This window comes from Mesorhizobium sp. M0051, from assembly GCF_040323235.1.
In the GTDB taxonomy this organism is placed as follows: domain Bacteria; phylum Pseudomonadota; class Alphaproteobacteria; order Rhizobiales; family Rhizobiaceae; genus Mesorhizobium.
This window is the reverse complement of sequence record NZ_JAMYUT010000104.1, coordinates 1-582: the sequence shown is the minus strand read 5'-3', so window position 1 is coordinate 582 and position 582 is coordinate 1. Positions and strand designations below refer to the sequence as shown.

Here is a 582-nt window from a genome sequence, read left to right as displayed (position 1 = left end):
CTGATTCAACCTTCATGCTGGGCAAGGAGGTCAGCATGGATGGGCAAGCCTTACTCGATGGATCTTCGCGAACGGGTTGTTGCGTCAGTTGAGCAGGGTGGCCTGTCGCGGCGGCAGGCGGCAGTGCGCTTTGAGGTTGGGATCAGCACCGTCATCAGATGGGTGAGCCGGTTGCGCGAAACGAACAGTCTTGCGCCCGGCAAGATGGGTGGGCACAGACCGAAGAAGATTGCCGGTGAGCATCGGGAGTGGCTGCTGGTGCGCTGCCGGGCCGCGGATTTTACGCTACGCGGACTTGTGGCCGAACTGGCCGAGCGCGGCCTTGCGGTCGACTACCGCTCGGTGTGGGAGTTCGTCCACGCCGAGAAGCTCAGTCACAAAAAAAGACGCTGATCGCGGCTGAGCAGGATCGCCCGGATGTGGCGCGCCGGCGGGCACAGTGGACCAAGTATCAGGACCGTATCGATCCTTCCCGCCTGGTGTTCATCGACGAGACATGGACCAAAACCAACATGGCGCCGCTCAGGGGATGGGCGCCGCGCGGCGAGAGGATCAAAGCCAAGGTGCCACACGGCCATTGGA

The 582-nt window shown here is 62.5% G+C and carries 1 pseudogene; it reads left to right on the top strand.

The window, feature by feature from the left end:
- Positions 1–39 precede the first annotated feature (39 nt).
- Positions 40–582, top strand: a pseudogene (locus NKJ90_RS33425) (IS630 transposase-related protein); the annotation flags it as partial.